This window comes from Leifsonia sp. NPDC056824 (assembly GCF_042789575.1).
Taxonomy (GTDB): domain Bacteria; phylum Actinomycetota; class Actinomycetes; order Actinomycetales; family Microbacteriaceae; genus Leifsonia.
On sequence record NZ_JBHUAV010000001.1, the window covers coordinates 534,384 to 551,321 of the forward strand.

Annotated in this window: 20 protein-coding genes; 3 read left to right on the forward strand and 17 right to left on the reverse strand. The window is 71.4% G+C overall.

Features of this window, described 5'->3' with window-relative positions:
• Positions 1-75: 75 nt before the first annotated feature.
• From lysS to ACFRFH_RS02800, 12 genes are all read right to left on the reverse strand, one after another.
• Entirely contained in the window at positions 76-1,602 is a 1,527-nt protein-coding gene (lysS, locus tag ACFRFH_RS02745; protein WP_382461479.1) for a lysine--tRNA ligase, read from the reverse strand.
• A 49-nt stretch (positions 1,603-1,651) separates the two neighbouring features.
• Entirely contained in the window at positions 1,652-2,527 is an 876-nt protein-coding gene (panC, locus tag ACFRFH_RS02750) for a pantoate--beta-alanine ligase (RefSeq protein ID WP_382461480.1), read from the reverse strand.
• 73 nt (positions 2,528-2,600) lie between these two features.
• On the reverse strand, positions 2,601-3,413 hold the full coding sequence (locus ACFRFH_RS02755) for a Rossmann-like and DUF2520 domain-containing protein (protein WP_382461481.1): 813 nt from the start codon (positions 3,411-3,413) through the stop codon (positions 2,601-2,603).
• Positions 3,410-5,125, reverse strand: a complete 1,716-nt coding sequence (locus ACFRFH_RS02760) for a PH domain-containing protein (RefSeq protein WP_382461482.1) — start codon at positions 5,123-5,125, stop codon at positions 3,410-3,412. The genes ACFRFH_RS02755 and ACFRFH_RS02760 overlap by 4 nt, the downstream gene beginning before the upstream one ends.
• A 20-nt stretch (positions 5,126-5,145) precedes the next feature.
• Positions 5,146-5,631 (reverse strand): PH domain-containing protein, encoded by a 486-nt coding sequence (locus tag ACFRFH_RS02765; RefSeq protein ID WP_382461483.1) that lies wholly within the window; start codon positions 5,629-5,631, stop codon positions 5,146-5,148.
• On the reverse strand, positions 5,615-6,094 hold the full coding sequence (locus tag ACFRFH_RS02770) for a DUF3180 domain-containing protein (protein WP_382461484.1): 480 nt from the start codon (positions 6,092-6,094) through the stop codon (positions 5,615-5,617). Before ACFRFH_RS02770 ends, ACFRFH_RS02765 begins: the two co-directional genes overlap by 17 nt.
• Positions 6,091-6,639: a 2-amino-4-hydroxy-6-hydroxymethyldihydropteridine diphosphokinase gene (folK, locus tag ACFRFH_RS02775; RefSeq protein ID WP_382461485.1), complete on the reverse strand. Its 549-nt coding sequence runs from the start codon at positions 6,637-6,639 to the stop codon at positions 6,091-6,093. Before folK ends, ACFRFH_RS02770 begins: the two co-directional genes overlap by 4 nt.
• Positions 6,636-7,034, reverse strand: coding sequence for a dihydroneopterin aldolase (gene folB / locus ACFRFH_RS02780; protein WP_382461486.1), 399 nt, complete (start codon positions 7,032-7,034; stop codon positions 6,636-6,638). Before folB ends, folK begins: the two co-directional genes overlap by 4 nt.
• Positions 7,027-7,830, reverse strand: a complete 804-nt coding sequence (folP, locus tag ACFRFH_RS02785) for a dihydropteroate synthase (protein WP_382461487.1) — start codon at positions 7,828-7,830, stop codon at positions 7,027-7,029. The genes folB and folP overlap by 8 nt, the downstream gene beginning before the upstream one ends.
• 82 nt (positions 7,831-7,912) lie before the next feature.
• The gene (gene folE / locus ACFRFH_RS02790) at positions 7,913-8,488 is read right to left on the reverse strand and encodes a GTP cyclohydrolase I FolE (RefSeq protein WP_382461488.1); all 576 of its coding nucleotides are present in this window, start codon (positions 8,486-8,488) and stop codon (positions 7,913-7,915) included.
• Positions 8,489-8,500: 12 nt separating this feature from the next.
• Positions 8,501-10,504, reverse strand: a complete 2,004-nt coding sequence (gene ftsH, locus ACFRFH_RS02795; RefSeq protein ID WP_382461489.1) for an ATP-dependent zinc metalloprotease FtsH — start codon at positions 10,502-10,504, stop codon at positions 8,501-8,503.
• Positions 10,505-10,604: 100 nt separating this feature from the next.
• On the reverse strand, positions 10,605-10,955 hold the full coding sequence (locus ACFRFH_RS02800) for a nuclear transport factor 2 family protein (protein WP_382461490.1): 351 nt from the start codon (positions 10,953-10,955) through the stop codon (positions 10,605-10,607).
• Positions 10,956-11,070: 115 nt separating this feature from the next.
• Here ACFRFH_RS02800 and ACFRFH_RS02805 point away from each other — a divergent pair, with 115 nt between their 5' ends.
• Together ACFRFH_RS02805 and ACFRFH_RS02810 are read left to right on the forward strand one after the other, a co-directional pair.
• Positions 11,071-11,340 (forward strand): type II toxin-antitoxin system Phd/YefM family antitoxin, encoded by a 270-nt coding sequence (locus ACFRFH_RS02805; RefSeq protein WP_382461491.1) that lies wholly within the window; start codon positions 11,071-11,073, stop codon positions 11,338-11,340.
• Positions 11,337-11,597: a type II toxin-antitoxin system RelE/ParE family toxin gene (locus tag ACFRFH_RS02810; protein ID WP_370054818.1), complete on the forward strand. Its 261-nt coding sequence runs from the start codon at positions 11,337-11,339 to the stop codon at positions 11,595-11,597. The genes ACFRFH_RS02805 and ACFRFH_RS02810 overlap by 4 nt, the downstream gene beginning before the upstream one ends.
• Here the strand turns inward: ACFRFH_RS02810 and ACFRFH_RS02815 are convergent.
• The 3 genes from ACFRFH_RS02815 to tilS are packed head-to-tail and all read right to left on the reverse strand — an operon-like array spanning position 11,585 to position 13,704.
• The gene (locus ACFRFH_RS02815; protein ID WP_382461492.1) at positions 11,585-12,010 is read right to left on the reverse strand and encodes a DUF1801 domain-containing protein; all 426 of its coding nucleotides are present in this window, start codon (positions 12,008-12,010) and stop codon (positions 11,585-11,587) included. The genes ACFRFH_RS02810 and ACFRFH_RS02815 overlap by 13 nt on opposite strands.
• A 22-nt stretch (positions 12,011-12,032) precedes the next feature.
• Complete coding sequence (gene hpt / locus ACFRFH_RS02820) at positions 12,033-12,584, reverse strand: hypoxanthine phosphoribosyltransferase (protein ID WP_382461493.1); 552 nt, start codon at positions 12,582-12,584, stop codon at positions 12,033-12,035.
• 16 nt (positions 12,585-12,600) lie between these two features.
• Positions 12,601-13,704 (reverse strand): tRNA lysidine(34) synthetase TilS, encoded by a 1,104-nt coding sequence (gene tilS / locus ACFRFH_RS02825; RefSeq protein WP_382461494.1) that lies wholly within the window; start codon positions 13,702-13,704, stop codon positions 12,601-12,603.
• A 44-nt stretch (positions 13,705-13,748) separates the two neighbouring features.
• Here tilS and ACFRFH_RS02830 point away from each other — a divergent pair, with 44 nt between their 5' ends.
• On the forward strand, positions 13,749-14,240 hold the full coding sequence (locus ACFRFH_RS02830) for an inorganic diphosphatase (protein WP_382461495.1): 492 nt from the start codon (positions 13,749-13,751) through the stop codon (positions 14,238-14,240).
• A gap of 80 nt (positions 14,241-14,320) precedes the next feature.
• On the opposite strand, the gene ACFRFH_RS02835 is transcribed toward ACFRFH_RS02830, so the two are convergent.
• Together ACFRFH_RS02835 and ACFRFH_RS02840 are read right to left on the reverse strand one after the other, a co-directional pair.
• Positions 14,321-15,643, reverse strand: coding sequence for an NlpC/P60 family protein (locus ACFRFH_RS02835; RefSeq protein WP_382461496.1), 1,323 nt, complete (start codon positions 15,641-15,643; stop codon positions 14,321-14,323).
• On the reverse strand, positions 15,636-16,895 hold the full coding sequence (locus ACFRFH_RS02840; RefSeq protein WP_382461497.1) for a M23 family metallopeptidase: 1,260 nt from the start codon (positions 16,893-16,895) through the stop codon (positions 15,636-15,638). Before ACFRFH_RS02840 ends, ACFRFH_RS02835 begins: the two co-directional genes overlap by 8 nt.
• Between the last annotated feature and the right edge of the window lie 43 nt (positions 16,896-16,938).

Consider the following 16,938-nt stretch of genomic DNA (forward strand, 5'->3'; position numbering starts at 1 on the left):
ATCAATTCCGGAGTTATGTACGCTTCGGCTCGGCGTGTTGCGTACACAACTCCGGAAGAGATGGCTTGGGGGCGCCTACTTGACGAGGGGGAAGAGGATGGTTTCGCGGATGCCGAGGCCGGTGAGGGCCATGAGGAGGCGGTCGATGCCCATGCCCATGCCGCCGGTGGGGGGCATGCCGAACTCGAGGGCGCGCAGGAACTCCTCGTCGAGGCGCATCGCCTCGTCGTCGCCGGCGGCCGCGAGGCGCGCCTGCTCCACGAAGCGCTCGCGCTGCACGACGGGGTCGATCAGCTCGGAGTAGCCCGTCGCCAGCTCGAAGCCGCGCGTGTAGAGGTCCCACTTCTCCACCACGCCTTCGCGCGAGCGGTGTGCGCGCACGAGCGGGCTGGTGTCGACCGGGAAGTCCATGACGAAGGTCGGCCGCACGAGCCCCGACTTGACGTGGTGCTCCCACAGCTCCTCGACGTACTTGCCGGGCAGCGGGTGCGGCACCTCGATGTCGGCCTCCGCCGCCAACTCGCGCAGCCGCGACATCGGGGTCGCCGGGGTGATCTCCTCGCCGATGGCCTCCGAGAGGCTGTCGTACATCCGGATGCGGTCCCATTGGCCGCCGAGGTCGTACGCGGTGCCGTCGGCCCAGGTGACCACATGCGAGCCGGAGACGGCGAGCGCCGCGTCCTGGATGAGCTGCTGGGTCAGGTCGGCGATCGAGTTGTAGTCGCCGTACGCCTGGTACGCCTCCAGCATCGCGAACTCGGGCGAGTGCGTGGAGTCCGCGCCCTCGTTGCGGAAGTTGCGGTTGATCTCGAACACCCGGTCGATGCCGCCGACGACCGCACGCTTCAGGTACAGCTCTGGCGCGATGCGCAGGAAGAGCTCGGTGTCGAACGCGTTGGAGTGCGTGACGAACGGGCGGGCGGAGGCGCCGCCGTGCATCACCTGGAGCATCGGCGTCTCGACCTCCACGAAGCCCTGGCCGGCGAAGGTGCCCCGGAGGCTGGCGACGGCGGCGGCGCGGTCGAGGACGTTGCGGCGGGCCTGTTCGCGGGCGATCAGGTCGAGGTAGCGGCTGCGGACCCGCGTCTCCTCGTTGAGCTCGTTGTGGAGGTTCGGCAGCGGCAGGATCGCCTTGGACGCGATCTCCCAGCCGCGGACCATGATCGACAGCTCGCCGCGGCGGCTGGAGATGACCTCGCCGGAGACGAAGACGTGGTCGCCGAGGTCGACCAGCTCCTTCCAGCGGGCCAGCGACTCCTCGCCCACCTCGGCCAGGGAGACCATGGCCTGGAGGCGCGAGCCGTCGCCGGACTGGAGCACGGCGAAGCAGAGCTTGCCGGTGTTGCGCTGGTGGACGACGCGGCCGGCGAGGCCGACGGTCTCGCCGGAGGTCTGGTCGGCCTCCAGGTGGCCCCAGGCGGCGCGCACCTCGGGGATGGTGGTCGTCACCGGGACCTGCACCGGGTAGGCGCCGCCGCCCGCGTCGCCGGCCTCGGCGATGAGGCGCTCGCGCTTGGCCAGGCGGACGGCCTTCTGCTCGCTGATCTCGTCGGCGGTGAGGTCGCCGTCGGCGTTGAGGTCGGTGGCGGGCGCTTCGGTCATCGTGTCTTTCCGTTCCGGCGGTTCATTCGGGCGTGCGGCGTGGGGAGGCTCAGCCGAGCGTGATGCGGGCGTTGTCGATCAGGCGGGTGGAGCCGACGCGGGCGGCGATCAGCAGGAGCGCGGGACCGTGGAGGTCCGCACCCGCTTCGAGGAACGTGTCCTGATCGACGATCGCGAGATAGTCCAGTTTAACGACCGGCTCGGCCTCCACGCGCGCGGTCGCGGCTTCGAGGGCGGCGGCCACTCCCCCGGACGCCGCGGACGCGCCGGCGGCGAGCGCCTGCGACAGCGTGATGGCGGCCCTCCGCTGGTCGTCGTCCAGGTACCGGTTGCGACTGGAGAGGGCGAGGCCGTCCTCTTCGCGCACGGTGTCGACCACGGCGATGGTGGCAGGGAGGTCGAGGTCGTCGACCATGCGGCCGACGAGGTGCACCTGCTGGGCGTCCTTCTGGCCGAACACGGCGACGTCGGGCTGGACGATGTTGAGCAGCTTGGCGACGACGGTCAGCATCCCGTCGAAGTGGCCTGGGCGCGAGGCTCCTTCGAACAGGCGGCCGACCTCGCCGGCGGTGACCCGCGTGGAGGACGGTCCGTCCGGGTACATCTCGGCGGCGGTCGGCGCGAAGACCAGGTCGGCGAGGCCGTCGAGCGAGGCGACGTCGGCGTCGAGGGTGCGCGGGTAGCGGTCCAGGTCCTCGTTGGGGCCGAACTGCAGCGGGTTGACGAAGATCGACACGACCACGAGACCGCCGAGGTCGCGGGCCCGGCTCACCAGACTCAGGTGGCCGCGGTGGAGGGCGCCCATCGTCGGGACCAGCACGACCCGGCCCGTGGGGGCGTCGGCGGGCCCGTCGAGCGCGGCCTCCCGCCTGGCGTGCGCCACCCGCTCGCGCAGCTCGGCGATGGTGGTGACGACGTCGGGCATGACGGTCCTCTCGGGATGGTGGCGGTGAGGTCGTTGGGGCCGGACCCGCGCGGGCGAGGCGGCCGCATCCAGGCTACTCGCCGCGGAGGTACCAGCCGCGACCGTCGTCGCCGGGGTCGCCCTCGCGCGGCGCGTCCTCCGCGCCCAGCGCCTCCAGCACGTCGCCCACGTCGAGCGCGGTCGGCGCTCCGGCGCGGGTCAGGGCGTTGTCGACGGCCGAGCGCAGCAGCGAGCTGAGGAACGATCCGGGGTTCTCCACACCGATCCCCGCGAGGATGCCGGTGGACTGCTCCACGATCGAGCGCGAGAACGCGGTCGCCGTCGCGATGGCCTCCGCATACGCGGGGCGGTCGGCCTCCGCGATCACGACCGGCTCGCCGCCCATCTCGACCACCAGGGCCTGCGCGATCGGGAGCACCGGGGTGGGCGCGGTGACGGCGAACCAGCTCTCCGCCAGCCGGGTGAGGTCGAGGCTGGTGCCCGTGAACTCGAACGCCGGGTGCACCGCGAGCGGGATGGCGCCGGCCTCCGCGGCCGGGCGCAGCACCTCGACGCCGTACGCCGGTGCGGTGTGCAGCACAAGCTGGCCCGGCTGCCAGGTGCCGGTCGCGGCGAGGCCGGAGACGAGGCCGGGCAGCTCGCGGTCGGGGACGGCGAGGATGACGAGCTCGCTGCGCTCGACGAGGGTCGGGACGTCCAGGATCGGCGCCTGGGGCAGCATCGCGTGAGCGCGCTCGCGGCTCTCGGCGGACACTGCGGAGATGCCGACTATGGCGTGTCCCGCGCCGGCGAGCGCGGCGCCGAGCACGGGTCCGACGCGTCCGGCGCCGACGATGCCGAGGCCGAGACGGCCGGAGCGGCGGGTGCTGCGGGTGCTGTCGTTCATGCGTCCTCCTCGTCGGATTCGTGCCGAATGTCGCTTTTCGTGGCGTTGGAGTCGACATTCGGCACGAATCCGGGGGTGTCCCTCCAGCGGTGGGTGCGGTCGGCGGCGGCGGCCGCCACGGCGCGCACCGCCACGCTCTCGAAGAGCTGCTCGCCGGCCGCCGCGTCCATCGCGCCGAGCCGGGGATGCACGGGCCCGGACACCGTGTGGAAGCGCGCCTCCGCCAGTCCGAGCAGCCGATCCAGCGGGCCCTGCTGCAGTTCCAGGCTCTGCAGCCGGGCCAGCGGCACCACCGCGAGACTCCGCCAGACGAAGCCGCGGCGCAGCAGCACGGCCCCGTCCACCATCCGGAAGCCGGTGCGCTGCCACGAGAACGGCCGCAGCCAGATCGCGCGGCGCGGGCTGCCGGTGAACGCGTCGCGGCCGCGGGAGGTCATGCCCTCCAGGATCGCGGCGCTGTGCTCGTCCGTGAACGCCGGGAGCACCAGCGACAGCACCTTCGCCACATCGGCCTGGTCGCCGACCGGCAGCATGGTCGTGTTCGGCTGGCCCGCCGCGCCCTTCTCGCGCGTGTGGCCGGCCGTGTCGATGCGGATCTGCCACCAGCCGAACGGCCGCCAGAGCAGCGGCTGCAGCACCTCGACGGCGTGGATGCGGCCGGGCGGCAGGGTCTCGTTGGTCGTCGTGAGCAGGCCGAAGCCCATCCGGACGCCGTCGGGCGTGCCCGCGATCGAGTATCGGAGCGACTTCGTGAACCGGTTGATGTAGAAGCTCGCCGAGCCGAGCAGGCCGGGGAGGACGATGATCAGCAGCCAGGGCGCGCCGCCGGCGGAGCCGATCACCAGGAGCACGATCACGGCGACCACGAACACCGAGAAGCCGCTCAGCACGAGCGAGCCGGCGAGGCGGACGGGCGGGATCTTCACGACCGACTCCGGCGGCGCCGCGTTCGGGTCGAGCTCCGGCGCGAGGAAGTCGTCGATGCGCCGGCTGACGAAGTCGCCGACCTGCGCGGCGCGGGAGGCCGCGACGGCGACCCCGGGAGCAGGCGCCGCGGCCTCCGCCTCCCGGACACCCGACGCGAGCCGCAGCACGTCCGACCGCAGCCCGTCGGCCAGCACCGAGCCGAGGTACGCCAGGGTCACGTTCGCGTCGTGCCCTGCCACCGAGATCTCGAGCTTCGCCGCCCCGAAGATGCGCGCAAGCAGCGGCCGCTGCACGTTGATTCCCTGGATGCGGTCGAGCCTGGCCTTGCGCTGGGTGCGGAACAGGATGCCGCTGCGCACCTCCACCGCGTCGCCGGTGATCCGGAAGCTGTGCATCCGCCACGACACGTAGAACGCGGCGAGGCAGCCGAACAGCACGACCGCGACGCCGAGCAGCGCCCAGCCCTCCCAGCCGTGGTTGACGATCGCGTCGATCGGGTCGCCGCCGACGTCGGGCGCTCCGACGAAGAAGCTCACCAGCCGTTCGCGGAGGTTGGACAGCACGAAACCCAGGACCGCGATGAACACGATGCCGCCGCGCAGCAGCGGCGTCGCGGGGTGGAGGCGGTGCCACTCGCCGTCGGTGAAGCGCTCGGCGGCGCGCTCGGCGGCGTTCAGCGGGCCGCCCGGCAGCGGTGCGCCCGGCAGCGGTGCGCCCGGCAGCGGTGCGCCCGGCAGCGATGCGCCCGGCGCCTCGCCCTGCGGCACGCCCCCGTCCCGCGGCACGCCCCCGGGCTCCGGAATGGTCACAGCCCCGCCCGGCGGCTCTCCGCCAGCTCCACCAGCCGGTCCCGCAGGTCCGCTGCCTGCGGCTCAGGGAGTCCCGGGACGACCACGTTCGTCGACGCCGCAGCGGTCACGAACTTCAGGTCGGCCAGCCCGAGCATCCGCCCGACCGGCCCGCGCGTGATGTCGATGAGCTGCATGCGCCCGTACGGCACCGACACGAAGCGCTGGAACATGATCCCGCGCCGGAAGAGCAGGTCGTCGGCGCGCAGGATGTACCCGATCGACCGGGTGCGCCGGTTCGCGATGAACAGCCCGATGAGCGTCGCGACCCCGACGACCACCAGCAGCGTCCACGCCCAGGACCACCCGGCGACCAGCCACAGGAACACCGTCCCCGCGCTGAGGACGAGCCCGCTGAGGAGAGTGCTGACGACCACCACGACGACGTACTTCGGCGAGACGCGGTTCCACTCCCCGACGGTGAGGTCAATGCGAGCGGGCACGAGCGGTCTCCGGGTCGTCGTCCTTGTCGTCGGGCGGGAGGGTGCAGAAGAACTCGGCGACCAGGCCCGCGACGAGCAGGATGACAGCCGCCGCCGTGCCGAGCGAGGTCAGCAGCACCGCGTTCGAGGCGGGCAGCACGTCCCTGGTGAGGATGTAGATCAGGATGCCGGCGCCCGCGCCGGTCAGCAGCGCGCCGGTCAGGCTGCACGCCTTGGCGAGGACGACGATCCGTGTGGCCTGGAACGGGTCGATGCGGCGCGAGCTGCGGCCGCGCACGGCCCGGCGGATCGGGATGGCGAACGCCACGACGATGATCGCGACCGCGACCAGCGTGATCGGCAGCGTCAGCGGAGGGATGAACACGGCGAGGCCGGCGCCGGCCGCCGCGAACTCCCCGAGGAAGCCGACGACCAGTCCGAGCACCCCGAGGCCGATCAGGGAGGTGGGACGCGTGCGATTCATGCGTCGCCCGCTTCGTACAGGGTCACCGGATCGGTCGCCTGGGCCGCCAGCGCGGCGACCGGCCCGTAGCCCGGCAGCACGGCGTCCGGGTCCACATCGAGCCACGGCACCAGGACGAAGGCGCGCTCGTGCGCGCGGGGGTGCGGGAGGACGATGCGCGGGTCGTCGTCGGCGACGATCCCCTGATAGTCCACGATGTCGATGTCGACGGTGCGGTCGCCCCAGCGCTCCTCGCGCACGCGGCCGAGGGCGTCCTCCACACCGTTGACCGCGGCAAGCAACGCCAGCGGGTCGAGGATCGTGTTGATCCGCGCGACGGCGTTCAGGTAGGCGGGCGCCTCCTCGTCGATGCCCTCCGGCTTGAGCGCCGGCGTCTCGTAGAGCCGGGACACCGCCTCGACGCGGAGGCCGGGGTCGTCCCCGAGCAGCCGGAGCGCCTCGCGGATGGTGGCGACGCGGTCGCCGAGGTTGCTGCCGAAGGCGAGAACGGCCGGGACGCCGACGCGCAAGCGCTCCGGTCGCCCGATGCGGTTCGGCGGCGTCATGGCCGGCCCCGCAGGATGCGGACGGCGACATCCCCGAACGGCACCTCGATCGGGGCGTCCGGCTTGTGCACGGTGACCTCCACCGAGTGCACCGGCTCGTGCGCGAGCACCACCCCGGCCACGCGCTCCGCCACCGTCTCGATGAGGTCGACCGGGTCGCGGCGGACGGCGTCGGCGATCTCGTTCGCCAGCTCGCCGTAGTGGACGGTGCGGGCGAGGTCGTCGGAGGCCGCAGACGGCGACAGGTCGAGGTGCGCCGTCACGTCCACGACGAAGTCCTGGCCGTTCGCGCGCTCGAAGTCGAACACCCCGTGGTGTGCCCGCACGCGCAGCCCGGTCAGCACGATCGCGTCCGTCGGCGTGCGCGAGACGGACACGGCAGCGGAATCAGTCATCGCGTCCAGCTTGCCACGCCTGCACCACATCCAGGGCCATCCGGGTAGACGCCACGTCGTGCACGCGCACGGCCCAGACGCCGGCCTGCGCGGCCAACGCGGAGATGACGGCGGTCGGTGCGTCGCGGTCCTCGACGGTGGCGCCCTCGCCGAGCAGCGTTCCGAGGAAACGCTTGCGCGACGCCCCGATGAGCACCGGGTAGCCGAGGGTCTCGAACTCGTGGAGGCCGGCGAGCACCTGCCAGTTGTGCTGCGCGTTCTTCGAGAAGCCGAGGCCGGGATCGAGCACGAGCTTGGCCGGGTCGATTCCGTGGTCGAGGAGGCTGGTGACGCGGGCGGACAGCTCGGAGCGCACCTCCGCCACGGTGTGGCTGTAGACGGCGCGCGAGTCGGCCGCGTCGAGCCGGCCGCGCCAGTGCATGACGACGTACTGGAGTCCGGTGTCGAGCACGGCGTCCGGCATCCCGGCGTCGGCCAACCCGCCGGAGACGTCGTTGATGATCGCGGCGCCCGCGTCGGCGGCGGCACGCGCGGTGGAGGCGTTGAGGGTGTCGACGCTCACGGTGACACCGTGCTCGGCGAGCGTGCGGATGACGGGGACGACGCGGGCCCGTTCCTCGTCCGGGTCGACGCGCAGCGCGCCGGGCCGGGTGGACTCTCCGCCGACGTCGATCAGGTCGGCGCCCTGCGCGACGAGCTCGAGCGCGTGCGCGACCGCCGCCTCCGGCTCCAGCCACAGGCCGCCGTCGCTGAACGAGTCGGGCGTCACGTTCAGCACGCCCATGACCAACGTCACGCCAACGCCTCCAGGGCACGCGATTCGGCACGAATGTCGCGTTTCGGCCGGCGAGAGTCGACATTCGGCACGAATGAGCGCGTCATGCTGCGCCTCCGCCGATGAGCGTGATGAGCTCGGCGCGGGAAGCGGGCTCGGCGAAGGCGCCGCGCGCGGCGATCGTGACGGTGGTGGCGCGGGTCTGCCGCGCGCCGCGGGTGGTCACGCACTCGTGCGCGGCGTCCAGCACCACGAGCACCCCACGGGCCGCAGCGCCCTCCTCGATCGTGTCCGCGATCTGCTCGGTGAGTCGCTCCTGGAGCTGCGGGCGCGACGAGAGCGTCTCGATCACGCGCGGGATGCGGCCGAGGCCGATCACCGCGTCGCCGGGCAGGTAGGCGACATGCGCGACCCCGAGGAACGGCAGCAGGTGGTGCTCGCACACCGAGCGGAAGGCGATGTCCCGCAGGATCACGGTCTCGGCGTGGGCGTCCTCCAGCGGCACCGGCTCACCGAGCTGCTGACGCGCGTCGACGCCCACGCCGGAGAAGAACTCGGCGTAGGCGTCGGCGACGCGAGACGGGGTGTCGGCCAGGCCCGGACGCGACGGATCCTCGCCGATGGCGGCGAGGATCTCGGCGACGGCCGCCTCGATGCGTGCGCGATCGAATCCGGTCATGCGGTGCGCGGCCTAGGCCGTCGCCGGCCGCGGCTTGATGGCGGGAGCCCGCTTCGGCTTCGACGACGGCGGCTCCGAGTCGACCCCGCCGTCCACGGCCCCGGCGTCGATGGGCGCCTTGGGGAACGGGATGGGCGGCTGGTCGGAGATCGGCCGCTTGTCGCTGGACAGCCACTGCGGGCGCTCCGGCAGCTTCTTCACGTCGGTGAAGATCTCCGCGATCTGGTTGTGGTCGAGCGTCTCGTGCTCCAGCAGTGCGGCCGCGAGGCGGTCGAGCACGGCGCGGTTGTCGTTGATGACCTCCCACGCCTCGTCGTGCGCCTTCTCGATGAGGGCGCGCACCTCGGTGTCGACGCGCTCGGCGATCCGCTCGGAGTAGTCGCGCTGGTGGCCCATGTCGCGGCCGAGGAACATCTCGCCGTTCGCCTGGCCGAGCTTGACCGAACCGATGTCGGCGCTCATGCCGTACTCGGTGACCATCTTGCGGGCGATGGAGGTCGCCTTCTCGATGTCGTTGGAGGCGCCGGTGGTCGGGTCGTGGAAGACGATCTCCTCCGCGACACGGCCGCCCATCGCGTAGGCGAGCTGGTCGAGCAGCTCGTTGCGGGTGATCGAGTACTTGTCCTCCAGCGGCATCACCATCGTGTAGCCGAGGGCGCGGCCGCGCGGGAGGATCGTGATCTTGGTCACCGGGTCGGTGTGGCGCATCGCCGCGGCGGCGAGGGCGTGGCCGCCCTCGTGGTACGCGGTGATCAGCTTCTCCTGGTCCTTCATGACCCTGGTGCGCTTCTGCGGACCGGCGATGACGCGGTCGACGGCCTCGTCCAGCGCGCGGTTGTCGATGAGCTGCGCGTTGGAGCGGGCGGTCAACAGAGCAGCCTCGTTGAGCACGTTGGCCAGGTCGGCGCCGGTGAAGCCGGGAGTCTTGCGGGCGAGCACCTCGAGGTCCACGGAGGCCGCCAGCGGCTTGCCGCGGCCGTGCACCTCCAGGATCTTCTTGCGACCGAGCATGTCCGGAGCGTCCACGCCGATCTGACGGTCGAAGCGGCCCGGGCGCAGCAGCGCGGGGTCGAGGATGTCGGGACGGTTGGTCGCCGCGATCAGGATGACGTTCGTCTTCGGGTCGAAGCCGTCCATCTCCACCAGGAGCTGGTTCAGCGTCTGCTCGCGCTCGTCGTGACCGCCGCCGAGGCCGGCGCCGCGGTGACGGCCGACCGCGTCGATCTCGTCGATGAAGATGATGGCCGGGGAGTTCTCCTTGGCCTGCTGGAAGAGGTCACGGACGCGGCTCGCGCCGACGCCGACGAACATCTCCACGAAGTCCGAGCCGGAGATGGAGTAGAAGGGGACGCCCGCCTCACCCGCGACGGCGCGGGCCAGCAGGGTCTTACCCGTTCCGGGAGGGCCGTACAGCAGCACGCCCTTGGGGATGCGGGCGCCGACCGCCTGGAACTTCGCGGGCTCCTTGAGGAAGTCCTTGATCTCCTCCAGCTCCTCGATGGCTTCGTCGGACCCGGCGACGTCGTCGAAGGTGACCTTCGGCGTCTCCTTGGTGACGAGCTTCGCCCGGGACTTGCCGAACTGCATGACCTTGTTGCCGCCGCCCTGCATGCCCGAGATCATGATCCAGAAGAGCACGCCGATGAGCAGCGCGGGGATGAGGAAGCCGAGGATGTTCACGAACCAGTTGGGCTGCGGGACGGAGTCGTCGTAGCCCTTGGGGAGGTTGGCATCGTCGATCGCCTTGACGATGTCGGCGCCGCGCGGGGTGACGTAGTAGAACTGCACCTGGTTGCCGTTGGCGCCGTCCGCCTGCTTGAGCATGAGGTCGACGCGGTTCTCGCCGTCGACGATCTTCGCGCTCGACACCTTGTCCTGCTGCAGGAGGTCGAGCCCCTGCTGCGTGGTGACGGGCTTGAAGCCCGACATGGTGATCAGGCTGGAGCCGATCCACACCGCGATGATCGCGAGCACGACATACAGGATCGGGCCGCGGAAGATCTTCTTGAGGTTCATGGTGCGACCACAGTACCGCCTGGGCGCTGTGGGTCGGCTGCGTGTTCGCTCTGGGCGCGCTTACTGCTGAAGGGCGGTCTCTGCCAGTCGCTGAGCCGGATCAGGAGGTCGGCAGGATGGCCGGCCAGTACTCCGCGATCACACCGTCCTCCACCCGCACGAAGTCGTGCCCGGCGAACGACATCGTCTCGTCGCCCATGAAACAGGTGACGACCCACCGCGCCGCCACGAACCCGTCTCCGACGAGCGGCCCCGCCTTCACGTCGAACTCGACCCGATCGAACTGGTCGACGGTCTCGGCGATGGCCCTGGCGAACCCGCGCGGCCCGACGACGTCCCCCTCCGGCCAGTGCCCGACGGCGTCGCCCGCGATGATGGGCTCGAGCGCCGCGTGCCGGTCGCTCCACGCGGCAAGCCAGCGTCGGTACAGCTCGAGAGGTTCGTAGGGCATGGGGTCATCGGACCACGCTGTGCGGGTGGGCGCAAGTCGACAGGGCCGAATCGGTCGAATCGGTCGAATGGGTCTTTTCAGGGACTAATAGGTCTTTTGGGTTACCATGGTCGCTATGACCGCACTCATGCCCATCTCCGATGCGAAGCAGCACCTCGGCGCCCTCGTGGACCGCGCGCACCTCCAGCATGAGCTCGTCTCCCTGAGCAGGCGGGGCCGGCGGGTCGCCGTGCTCGTCGACGCCGACGACTTCGACCGCATGGTCGAGCGGCTGGAGGAGCTGGACGACGCGCAGGCGGCGATCGCCGCCCGACGCGAGCTCGAGGAGACGGCGGCCGAACCGATCCCGTGGGACGACGTGAAGGCAGAGCTCGGCCTGGCATGACCTACCGGATCGACGTCGCGCCGGCGGCGGCCAGAGAACTGCGCAAGCTGGACCCACCGGCCCGTCGCCGCATCCAGGCGGTCGTCGAGCTCCTCGCCGAGGTGCCGCGACCTCCCGCCGCGAAGCCGCTCGTCGACAGCGGTGGCGCTTGGCGGGTCCGAGTGGGCGACTACCGGATCGTCTACGACATCGAGGACGACCGGCTGGTCATCCTCGTGCTGCGGGTCGCCCACCGGCGCGAGGTCTACCGCGGCTGAGGGTCGTCCTCGCGCGCCCACGCGATCGCGATCAACCGGCGGAGGACAGCGAGGTCGATGTCGTCCAGCTTGCGCACATACACGCAGCCGGCGCCCTCGGTGAACGTGCCGAGCGATGGCAGCAGGGCTGCGCCCTCCGGCAGGTCCTTGATGCCGTAGAGCGAGAGCTGCGCCTTGCGCGGGGAGAACCCGGTCTTGGGCCACTCGCCCTGGCGGCGCGGGTCGGACGGCGAGACGTAGTGGTAGCTGCCGTAGCCCACGATCGACGGACCCCACAGGACGGGCTCGGCGCCCGTCACCTGGTGGAAGATGTCCGCCAGCACCAGGCCGTCGGCCCTGCGCCGCGCGGGCGTCGCGGCCTCGAGGAACGCGCGGACGTCCGCGTCCGTCGGCTGTGTCTTGACCTCCGCCATCGCTGTATCCCCCCGACGCGGCCTAGCTGTAGACGGCCGGCGCCAGGATGCCGACGCCGCGGAGGTTGCGGTAACGCTCGGCGTAGTCGAGGCCATAGCCGACGACGAACTGGTTCGGGATGTCGAAGCCCACGTACTTCACGTCGATCTCGACGCGGGCGGCCTCCGGCTTGCGGAGCAGCGTGAAGATCTCGATCGACTCCGGGCCGCGGCTGTGCAGGTTCGCGAGCAGCCACGAGAGCGTGAGCCCGGAGTCGATGATGTCCTCGACGATCAGCACGGTCTTGCCGCTGAGGTCGGTGTCCAGGTCTTTGAGGATGCGCACGACGCCGCTCGACGCGGTGCCGCTGCCGTAGGAGCTGACCGCCATCCAGTCCATCGTGACCGGGATGCGCAGCTCGCGGGACAGGTCGGCCATCACCATGACGGCGCCCTTGAGGACGCCGACGAGCAGCACGTCCTTGTCCGCGTAGTCGGCCTCCACGACCCTGCTCAGCTCGGCGATGCGGGAGCGGATCTGCTCCTCGGTGATCAGAATCTCGGTCAGGTCGGCGTGAACGTCCGTGAGTTCCATGAGGGAGGCGCTGTCCTTAGCTGTCGGGGTGAAACGTGAGCAGGCCGTTCTGCCTGACAACTCTAACGCCTGGCAGGCTGAGCGGTCCCTGGCCGTGCCAGCCCGTGATGAGCTCCGCGACGGCGAGCGTGTGCGCCCTGCTCAGCGACACTCCGAACTCGGCGGAGACGACCAGCCGGATGATCCGCTGGCGGAGCGCGGCGGGGTCGGCGGCGAGGCCGCGGACGTCGAGCGCGACGGCGCCGTCGTCGGTCTGGCTGACCAGCTCCTGCGCCCACTCCAGGGCGAGGCCGTCGAGGGCGTCGTCGTCCTCGCGGAGCTGTTCGGCGGTGCGCGCGAGCGCCTCGGCGACGCCGGGGCCGAGCTCGTCCTCCAGCGCCGGAAGCAGCCGGGTGCGGACCCGGACGCGCGCGTAGGCGGGGTCGTCGTTGTGCGGGTCGTCCCACGGGGTCAGCCCGCTGTCGGCGCAGAAGGCGCGCGTCGTCCGGCGGCGCAGGCCGAGGAACGGGCGCAGCAGCGTCCCGGTGTCCGGGCGCATCCCCTGGAGGCTGGACGGGCCGGAGCCGCGCGCCAAGCCGAGCAGCACGGTCTCCGCCTGGTCGTCGAGCGTGTGGGCGAGCAGAACGCGGGCGGCGCCGGTGGCTGCGCGGGCGCGGTCGAAGGCGTCGTGCCGTGCGGCGCGCGCGTCGCCCTCGGGGCCGGAGGCTCCGCTCGCGACGGTCACGCGCTCCACGAGCACCGGGTCGAGCCCGAGGTCGCGGGCCTGCGCGGCGGCGCCCTCGGCGACCTCCGCGGAGCCGGGCTGGAGGCCGTGGTCGACCACGATCGCGCCGGCCAGATACCCGCGGCGCGGGGCCTCGAACGCGGTCGCCGCGGCGAGGGCGAGGGAGTCCGCTCCCCCGCTCAGGCCGACCAGCACGAGCGCTCCGGGAGCGAGTGGCGCAGGCCGGATCGGGCCGTGGTCGTCGTGCGGGTCGACGGCGGGCAGGTCGGCCGCGGCGGCCAAGGCCTCCCGTACCGCGCGGCGGGCGTCGGCGATCGGCGGCGTCAGGCGCGGCCGGCGCGGAGCCCCGCCCGGCGCTCCACCTGGCACTTCACCCGAGGACCCGTTGAGGCGCATCCAGTAACGTTAGTGCAGATTTCCAACAGCTAAGGAGCATCGGCATGGCCGCATACGACGTCGTCATCGAGATCCCGAAGGGGAGCCACAACAAGTACGAGGTGGACCACGAGACCGGTCGCGTCTACCTGGACCGCGTGCTGTTCACCAGCTTCGTGTACCCCACCGACTACGGCTTCTTCGAGAACACCCTCGGCCTCGACGGCGACCCGGTCGACGCGCTGGTGCTGCTCGAGCACCCGGTCTTCCCCGGCGTCGGCGTCAAGGTGCGCCCGGTCGGCGTGCTGAACATGTCCGACGAGGCCGGCAGCGACGCCAAGGTGATCGCCGTGCCGTTCAAGGACCCGCGCTGGCTGCACATCCAGGACGTCAACGACATCCCGGAGCAGACCCGCAAGGAGATCGAGCACTTCTTCGCCCGCTACAAGGACCTCGAGCCGGGCAAGTTCGTCAACATCGAGGGCTGGGGCGACGCCGCGGAGGCCGAGGCCATCGTCGAGGCCGGCTTCGTCAAGCTCGCCGCCGAGGGCCACTGACCCTGGCACCCGAACACAAAACCGCCGAGTGGGCAGCTCATCTGCCCGCTCGGCGGTTTTTGCGTATTTCGCGGCTGTGGTCAAGCGCTGGGCCGGGCCACCTGTCCCCACGGGGAGCCCCAGACGGACTGGATCTTCACGACGTCGCCCTCGGTGGGGGCGGCGATCATCATGCCGCCGCCGAGGTAGATGCCGACGTGATAGAAGTTGCCGGGCGAGTCGCCCCAGAAGATCAGGTCACCGGGCTGGCGCTGGCTGTACGGCACGATCTGGCCGCGGTTGGCCGCCGTGAAGAACTGGTCGTTGACCGAGTGCGAGCCGATGTAGACGCCCGCGTAGGCGTACGACTTCATCGTCAGTCCGGAGCAGTCGTAACCCGTCGGACCCTCGCCGCCGAAGATGTACGGCTTGCCGAGCTGAGCCTTCGCGTACGAGATGGCGGTGTCGACGACGTTCCCGTTCGGCGGGGCGACCGGGCCGCCCCCACCGCCTCCGCCGCCGCCGGACGACCCGCCGCCCTGTTGCTGTTGCTGCTGCTGTTGCTGCTGTTGCTGCTGGCGGATCTGCGCCTGTCGCTGCGCCTCCGCCGCCGCTGCGGCAGCAGCCGCGGCCGCCGCCTGCTCCTGCCGGATCTTCTCGCCCTGCAGGTACGCCGCCTCCACCTGCGTCGAGGTGTTCTTGAGGGTCGCGAGCTGGGCGACCAGCTCCGTGGACTTGTTCTGCTGCTCGACGAGCGCCGCCTGGGCCGCGGACTGCGCGTTCTGCGCGGCGGTCAGCGCCTGGTCGGCGGCGGCGGAGAGCTTCTCGCGCTCGGTCTTGGCCGTCTTGGCCTGCGCGTTCAGCGACTCCGCGGTGTTCTTGTCCTTGGTCGCCTGGTCGTAGACGGCCTTCGACTGCTCGGTGAGCTTGCTCATCGTGCCGAGCTGGAAGAGCAGCTTGTCGGCGTTGGAGCCGCTGCCGCCGCCCTTCAGCAGCAGCTCGGTGCTGACATCGGTGCCGCCGCCGGACTTGGCCAGGTGGGAGGCGAGGAGCCCGGCACGCATCTGCGAGGTCTTGGCCTTCGCCGCCGCGTCCGCCGACTGCTTCTCCAGGTCGGCCTGCTTCGCGGTCGCCTTCGCGAGCGCGTCCTTGGCCTGGAAGTAGGCCTCCGCCGCCTTCTCCGAGGCGATGCGGGCAGCGTCGACGCTGCTCTGGAGGCCCGTGATCAGGGTCGTGATGTTCGTGATCATCGCCTGCTGGTTGGCGACGTTGGCCTTCGCCTGCTGCACGTCGTTCCACGACGGGTAGTCGACGGCCTGCGCCGGGGCGACGATACCGATGGAGGCCGTGACGGCGCCCATCACGCCTGCGCCGATCGCGAGGCCGGTGCGGGTACGGGAGTTCTTCGAAGTGTCGCTAGCCAAGGGGTGCCTGCCTTGCTCTCATGAACGGGATTCCGTCGATCTTCTGGCCGTTCACCAGCACTTCGTAGTGCAGGTGGCAGCCGGTGGATGCGCCGGTGCTGCCGACGTGTGCGATCGGCTGGCCGGCCCCGACGCTCTGGCCGATGCCGACGAGGATGCCGCCGTTGCGGATGTGCGCGTAGCCGGTCTCGATGCCGCCGCCGTTGTCGAGGAGGACGTAGTTGCCGTGGGTGCCGTCGGGCCCCGCGTAGATGACGGTGCCGCTGTACGCCGCGTAGATGGGCGCGTTGCACGAGGCGCCGATGTCGATGCCCATGTGATACGTGCTGCCGATTCCGCCGGGCGACGGGCGCGGGCCGAAGCCGTCCGTGATCGGGCCGGCGGCCGGGACCGCCCAGCCCTGCGGTCCGACGTAGCCGCCGGGGAGGCCTCCCGAGCCGCGCGCCGCTGCTGCCGCGGCCGCTGCGGCGACACCGGCCTCGTAGCCGGAGACCGTCTTGGCCGTGGTGTCGCGGAGCGCGGCGAGCTGCGCCTGCATGACGACGATCTGCTTCTTCTGCTCGGCGAGCTTGGTCTGCGCGGCCTTCGCGGCGGCGACAGCGGCCTGGAGCGCGGCGGTCGCCGAGACGCGCAGCTTCTCGCGCTCGGCCTTCGCGACCTCCGCTTGCGCCGACAGCGCCTTGGCGGTGTTCTGGGCGACGCGGGCGTCGGTGTAGACCTTGTCGGACTGCTCGGTGAGCTTGGACATGCTCCCGAGGCTGGTCAGCAGCGTCTCAGGGTTCGTGCCGCTGGCGCCGTTGCCGCTCAGGAAGATGTTGGCCGTCAGGTTGCGTCCACCGGTGCGGTAGAGCTGCGCGGCCAGCTTGCCGGCCTGGGCGCCGGCGGCGTCGGCCTTCTGCTGGCTGGCGGCGGCCTGCGACTCCAGGTCCCTGGCCTTCATGTCGGCCGTGTCGAACGCCGCGACGGCCGCCTGCAGCTCCTCGCCGCGCTTGACCGCGGCCGCCTGGGTGTCGGAGACCTCCTGGTCGAGCTGCGCGATCAGGTTCGTGATGCGCGTCACCTGGGCCGAGGCCGCGGCCTCGTTGGCCTTGGCGTTCTGCACGTCCTGCCAGCTCGGGTACTGGTCGGCGTACGCCGGTGCGGCGATGGAGCCGACGACCGCGGTGAGCGCGATGGCGCCGACGGCGAGGAGGCGCAGCAGCGACCGGCGCGGCCTGCGCCGGTGCGTGTCGTCTCTCGTCGCGTATCTCATCGTCACCTTCAACCCGTCGGATGGAACATCGGCTGTCACACGA